Genomic DNA, 5843 nt, shown 5'->3' with positions numbered 1-5843 from the left:
GGCTGACGCCGGCACGCACTGTTGACAACGGCGCATGCCAGAATCATGATTCGCGCCCCAGAACAAAAAATGCCCAGCACGGCCGCCAGGCCCTGGCGTCAGGAGGACACGTCCCATGCTCATGCGCCACTGCCTGCGCTACGCCAGCATCCTGCTGCTCGCCACCGGCCTCGCCGCCTGCGGCGGCTCATCCTCCTCCGGTGGCGGCGACGGCAGCCCCTCGGCCTCCGCCAGCAAGGCCACCACGCTGGGCACCCGCGGCGAAACCAGCCAGCCTTACGGCCGCAGCGCCGGCAATGCCAAGGCGGTGTGGACCGACTACGACCCGCCCATGACGCATGCCGGCGGCACCGCCCTGCCGACCCAGTTCATCACCATGCGTGACGGCGTCAGGCTCGCCGTCAGCGTCACCCTGCCGGCCGACGAGAGCGGCCAGGCCGCCGCCGGCCCGTTCCCGGTGATCCTGGTGCAGACCTCCTACAACCTGGTGATGGGGCAGTTCGTGTCCGCCATCGGCGGCGCCGACCCCTACATGACGCGCCACGGCTACGCCACGGTGATCGTCGACGTGCGCGGCACCGGCAACTCCGGCGGCACCTGGGCGGCCTTCGGCGAAGACGAGCAGGGCGACTACGCGGAAGTCGTGGACTGGGTCGTCAGCCAGCCCTGGTCGAACGACCGCATCGGCCTCTACGGCGTGTCCTACCTCGGCATCACCAGCGTGCTGACGGCGGCGCAGCAGCACCCGGCGGTGAAGGCCGCCTTCCCCATCGTGCCCATCGGCGATGGCTACCGCGACATCGTGTTCACCGGCGGCCAGGTCAACCCGACCTTCATTCCCATCTGGATGGGCCTGGTCACCGGCCTGGGCATCTTCGACTTCGCGGCGCTGCAGGCCGACCCGGCCATGGGCGTGCAGACGCTGGTCGAGCACCTGCTCGGCGCCGTGCTCGGCTTCCAGGTGCCGACCATCCTCAAGGCCCTGCTCGGCGAAGAGAACACCGTCTACGACGGCGACTTCTGGCGCGTGCGCTCGCCCATCGAGCAGGCCGCCAGCATCAAGGTGCCGACCTTCGTCGTCGGCGGCCTGCACGACCTGTTCCAGCGCAGCGAGCCGATGTGGTTCGAGCGCCTGAAAGACCGCGTGCCGACCAAGCTGCTGATCGGCCCGTGGAGCCACATCGCGGCCGCCGGCGTGCCCGATGACGGCCTGCCCGCCGATGGCGTGCCGGCCATGAACCACATCCTGCTGCACTGGTTCGACCAGTACGTGAAAGGCCTGGACGTGGGTGCCGACAAGATACCCAACGTGACCCAGTACGTGAAGGGCCTGGAGCGCTACGTCACCACCACCGACTGGCCGCACCCGCAGGTGCGCGCCGAGCGCCTGTTCCTGCGCGGCGACAAGTCGCTGAACGCCACCGCGCCGACGGGCGACGAAGCAACCTCCATGGTGATCCAGCACCCGATCGGAGGCATCTGCTCGCAGAGCCTGTCGCAGTGGACCGCCGGCCTGCTCGGCCTGCTGCCGCTGCCCTGCTTCACCGACGACGGCGCCGACCAGGTGCCGTCCGCCGTGTTCAGCACGCCGGTGATGACCGAGGACTACTACATCAACGGCCCGATCCAGGCCGACATCTGGATCTCCACCACGGCGCTGGAGTCCGGCCTGTCGGTGCGCGTGTCCGACTACGATCCGGCCACCGGCAAGTCGGCGCCGCTGTCCAACGGCCTGCTCACCGCCTCGCTGCGCGCGGTGGATGAAAGCCGCTCGCGCTACATCGGCGACGAGATGATCCAGCCCTGGCACCCGTTCACCAAGGCCTCCGTGCTGCCGGTGAAGCCGAACGAGCCCATGCTGCTGCCGGTCGAGATCTTCCCGACCAGCGCCATGATCGCCAAGGGCCACCAGCTGCGCGTAGCGATCAGCGCCAGCAACGTGGGCCAGGGCCTGCAGCCGCTGCCGACGCTGCTCAAGGGCCTGCTCGGCGCGATCACCATCCACAACAGCGCGGAATACCCGTCGAGCGTGGTGCTGCCGGTGGTGCCGGCGTCGGCGCTGCAGTAACCCGGCCCTTTTCAAGATCAACCGCAGCGCTCAGTCGCCACGCGTGCGCATCCAGCCCGCGATGCTGAGCCGCTGCCGGTTCGCCGCCAGCACCTCGTGCGGCAGGTTGTCGCTGCGGAACACCAGCAGAGTGCCGCCCTCCGGCCGGACCCTGACCGGATCATCATGCCCCTCCGGATGCAGCAGCAGCTCGCCGCCGGCATCCGCCGGCCAGCCCGGCTCGCTGAGGTAGCACACCGTCGAGATCACGCGCTGCCCCTGTCCGTCGGCGCCGCCGGCGTGGCGGTCGACATGGCGGCGATAGAAGCCGCCGGGCTCGTAGCAGGCGTAGTGCGCCTCGTATTCGTCGAGGCCGAGGAAGAAAGCACGGTTGAGCGCCTGCCGCAAGCTGTCCATGAGCGCGAGATAGCGCGCCGCCGCCGGCCACGATGCCTGCAGCCAGGCGATGCGGTCGCCGCGCACGCTGCCGCGCACCTGATGCGCCGCGCCACGGCCGATGCCGGCGGCATGCAAGACACCGGCGGCATCACGCGCGACCAGCTCTTCGCGCAGCGCCGCCACCAGATCCGCCGGCAGGGCATCCGGCAGCACCACCCAGCCGGGCTCGGGCAGCACCGCGAGCACGCGTTCGATCAGCGCCGGCCAGTCATGGCCGGACAAAGCGGGTATCATCGCGGCCTGCGCATCCGAAAAGTCTGTCATGAACTATCGTCACCATTTCCACGCCGGCAACTTCGCCGACGTCATGAAGCACAGCCTGCTCACGGGCCTGCTGGCCTCGCTGCGGCGCAAGGATACCGCGTTCGCCTACATCGACACCCATGCCGGCGCCGGCATCTACGACCTGCACGGCACGCAGGCGCAGAAGACCGGCGAATACCGCGCCGGCATCGACCGCCTCGACGACCACCGCAGCGCGCCGCCCTGGGTCGCCGACTACCTGCGCCTGGTGCTGGCGCGCCAGGCCCGCTTCGCGCGCAGCGACTACCCCGGCTCGCCGTGGCTGGCGGTGCAGCAGCTGCGCGCGCAGGACCGCGCCATCCTGCTCGATGTGCAGCACGCCGAAGTGGCCAGCCTGCGCCATCACTTCAAGGATGACGCCCGCGTCGCCGTGCACCAGCGCAACGCCTACGAAGGCCTGACCGCGCTGATTCCGCCGAAGGAGCGGCGCGGCCTAGTGCTGATCGACCCGCCCTACGAGATCGAGCGCGACGACTACCCGCAGGTGGTCAAGCTGCTCACCGCCGCGCACGCGAAGTGGCCCACCGGCGTCTATGCCGCCTGGTTCCCGATCAAGCAGCGCGCCAGCATCGTGCGTTTCTACCGCGCGCTGCAGAACAGCGGCATTCCGAAGATGATGAGCTGCGAGCTCTGCGTCATGCCCGACGACAACGCCCTAGGCCTGAACGGCTCCGGCTTGGTGGTGGTGAACCCGCCCTGGGGCTTCTACGAAGAAGCGAAGCAGACCCTGGCCTGGCTCGCCGACCGTCTGTCGGAGCACCCGCAGCGCAGCCACCACGTGCGCTGGCTGGCAAATATAGAGTAATTGCTCTAGACTCGCTCGCCGTGATTCCCCCTGCGCGAGCGAGCCATGATTCTGCCCGACAAGATCAGCAAGGAAGCCCTGGGCTACGAAGCCCAGAAAGCCTATGTGACCACCATGATGGCCGTGGTCGGCAGCGGACTGGCCGCCGCCAGCCGCGTCGACGAGACCGTGCAGCGCGAGCTGTCGGCCTTTCCGCCCGGCTACCAGGTCAGCATGACCGTCTTTCCCGCCGGCCCCGACTTTTTCCTGCGCGTGGGCGAGCACGGCGTTGCCGAGGTGATCTCCGCGCCGGTCGGCAAGCCTGACCTGACCATCCGCTTCAAGCACATGGCGCACGCCTTCCTGGTGTTCTCCTTCCAGGAGGGCACCGCGCGGGCCTTCGCCAATGACCGCATGATCGCGGACGGCAACCTGTCGCACGCCATCCGCCTGGTGCGCTGCCTGAACCAGATGGAAACCCTGATCCTGCCCAAGCTGGTCGCGCAGCGGGCGGTGAAGCGCTACACCGACGTGCCGTTCGTCGAAAAAATCACCAAGGCCGCCCGCATCTACGGGCTGGTCACCAAGTCCCTCGTTACTCAGCTGGCCGCAGGTAAGTGATCATGACCAAGCCCTACTACGAATTCTTCTGCCCGGTGAAAGTGATCGCCGGCCACGCCGCCCTCGAGCACGTGCCGTTCGAGCTCGACATCCTGGGCGCGAAGCGCCCCATGGTGATCACCGACAAGGGCGTGCGCGGCGTCGGCCTGCTCAGCCATGTCGAGGCCGCCTTCGCTGCCGCCGGCGCGCAGATCGCCGCCATTTTCGACGACGTGCCGCCGGACAGCTCGCTGCAGACCGTGCGCGCCGCGGCCCAGGCCTACCGCGACGCCGGCTGCGATGCCCTGATCGCCATCGGCGGCGGCTCGGTGATCGACACCAGCAAGGCCGTGAACATCCTCGTTTCCGAAGGTGGCGACGACCTGCTCGCCTACTCCGGCGCGCATGTGCTCAAGCGCCCGCTGAAGCCCTTGTTCGTGGTGCCGACCACCTCCGGCACGGGCTCGGAAACCACCGCCATCGCGGTCATCTCCGACACCGAGAAGGGCGTGAAGATGCCCTTCATGTCCTACTTCCTGATGCCCAACGCCGCCGTGCTCGACTCGCGCATGACGCTGACGCTGCCGGCGCACATCACCGCCATGACCGGCATGGACGCCCTCACCCACGCGGTCGAGGCCTTCACCTGCCTGGCGCACAACCCGATCAGCGATGCCTACGCCCAGGGCGCCATCCGCAAGATCAGCGACAACCTGCTGCACGTGCTGGACAACCCTGCCGATGCCGACGGCCGCCTGGAGCTGGCGCAGGCCTCGACCATGGCCGGCGTGGCGTTCTCCAACGCCATGGTGGGCCTGGTGCACGCGCTCGGCCATTCGCTGGGCGCGGTCTGCCACCTGCCGCACGGCCTGTGCATGAACCTGTTCCTGCCCTATGCGCTGGAGTACAACAAGGAAGTCAACGGCGACCGCATCGCCGAGCTGCTGCTGCCGCTGGCCGGCGCCGAAGTCTACGCCGCCACGCCGGCGGCGCAGCGCGCCGACCGCGCCATCGCCGAGATCCGCCGCCTGCGCGACGAGATCCACGCCCGCTGCAAGCTGCCGCGCACCCTGCAGGAAACCGGCAAGGTCAGCCGCGAACAGCTGGCGCAGATCGCCGACCTCACGATCGATGACGGCTCCATCATCATCAACCCCAAGGAGGCCGACCGCGAGGAAATCCTGGCCATCCTGGAGAAAGCCTGGGGCTGATGCAGCGGAATGAAAAAAGGGGCCCTCGGGCCCCTTTTTCGTTCGCCTCAGGTCACTTGCGCAGGATATCCACCCTGTCGGCATCCAGCTCGACCTTGCGCAGGCCCTTGTCGACTTCGCCGGTGACCAGCACCAGGTCGGCCGGCGTCACCTGCTGGCCACGCCAGTCCTCGTGATCGACCTCGACGGTGATGCTGCCGGTGTCGTCGCGGAACTCGTACTTGTCACCGCCCAGCGAGCGCACGAAGTGGCCGCGCACCTTCACCGCCGTGTCATCCTTGAGCTTGCGCGCCTCGGCGATGGTGACCTGGCGCACGGCGTCCGGGCCGGTGAAACCGCCCGCCTGCTGGCCATGAGCGAGGGCGTGGCTGTTGACCGCTGCCGGCGCGGCGGCCGGGGCGACAGGCTGGGGGGCGGCCTGCAGCAGGCCGGCGGAGAG

General features: G+C 68.7%; 6 protein-coding genes. 4 read left to right on the top strand and 2 right to left on the bottom strand.

The features are described 5' to 3' along the window. Window positions 1–115: 115 nt before the first annotated feature. Entirely contained in the window at window positions 116–2068 is a 1953-nt protein-coding gene (locus C5O18_RS05610; protein WP_105192224.1) for a CocE/NonD family hydrolase, read from the top strand. Between the two features lie 30 nt (window positions 2069–2098). Here C5O18_RS05610 and C5O18_RS05605 read toward each other — a convergent pair whose 3' ends face one another. Beyond that, on the bottom strand, window positions 2099–2740 hold the full coding sequence (locus C5O18_RS05605; protein ID WP_105192222.1) for a 2OG-Fe(II) oxygenase: 642 nt from the start codon (window positions 2738–2740) through the stop codon (window positions 2099–2101). A 28-nt stretch (window positions 2741–2768) separates the two neighbouring features. Between C5O18_RS05605 and C5O18_RS05600 the strand changes: the two genes are divergently transcribed. Genes C5O18_RS05600 through C5O18_RS05590 form a run of 3 tightly spaced genes read left to right on the top strand, consistent with a single transcriptional unit; the run spans window position 2769 to window position 5404 of the window. After that, window positions 2769–3614, top strand: a complete 846-nt coding sequence (locus C5O18_RS05600; protein ID WP_105192220.1) for a 23S rRNA (adenine(2030)-N(6))-methyltransferase RlmJ — start codon at window positions 2769–2771, stop codon at window positions 3612–3614. Between the two features lie 45 nt (window positions 3615–3659). Further along, window positions 3660–4214 carry a hypothetical protein gene (locus tag C5O18_RS05595; protein WP_105192218.1) on the top strand — a complete coding sequence of 185 codons (555 nt, stop codon included), beginning with the start codon at window positions 3660–3662 and terminating at the stop codon, window positions 4212–4214. A gap of 2 nt (window positions 4215–4216) precedes the next feature. Continuing rightward, window positions 4217–5404 (top strand): iron-containing alcohol dehydrogenase, encoded by a 1188-nt coding sequence (locus C5O18_RS05590; protein WP_105192216.1) that lies wholly within the window; start codon window positions 4217–4219, stop codon window positions 5402–5404. 52 nt (window positions 5405–5456) lie between these two features. Here the strand turns inward: C5O18_RS05590 and C5O18_RS05585 are convergent. After that, window positions 5457–5843: YgiW/YdeI family stress tolerance OB fold protein (locus C5O18_RS05585; RefSeq protein WP_105192214.1), on the bottom strand; the 387-nt coding region annotated here is incomplete at its 5' end.

The sequence above is a fragment of the Amnimonas aquatica genome (assembly GCF_002943415.1).
Taxonomy (GTDB): domain Bacteria; phylum Pseudomonadota; class Gammaproteobacteria; order Pseudomonadales; family Moraxellaceae; genus Perlucidibaca; species Perlucidibaca aquatica_A.
The sequence above is the reverse complement of the archived record's forward strand: the minus strand, read 5'-3'. Positions and strand labels throughout refer to the sequence as shown.

What these genes read in the sequence shown, in the direction of transcription:
- C5O18_RS05590 (WP_105192216.1), top strand. Translation starts at nt 4,217, where the DNA reads ATGACCAAGCCCTACTACGAATTCTTCTGCCCGGTGAAAGTGATCGCC.
- C5O18_RS05595 (WP_105192218.1), top strand. Translation starts at nt 3,660, where the DNA reads ATGATTCTGCCCGACAAGATCAGCAAGGAAGCCCTGGGCTACGAAGCC.
- C5O18_RS05600 (WP_105192220.1), top strand. Translation starts at nt 2,769, where the DNA reads ATGAACTATCGTCACCATTTCCACGCCGGCAACTTCGCCGACGTCATG.
- C5O18_RS05605 (WP_105192222.1), bottom strand. Translation starts at nt 2,740, where the DNA reads ATGATACCCGCTTTGTCCGGCCATGACTGGCCGGCGCTGATCGAACGC.
- C5O18_RS05610 (WP_105192224.1), top strand. Translation starts at nt 116, where the DNA reads ATGCTCATGCGCCACTGCCTGCGCTACGCCAGCATCCTGCTGCTCGCC.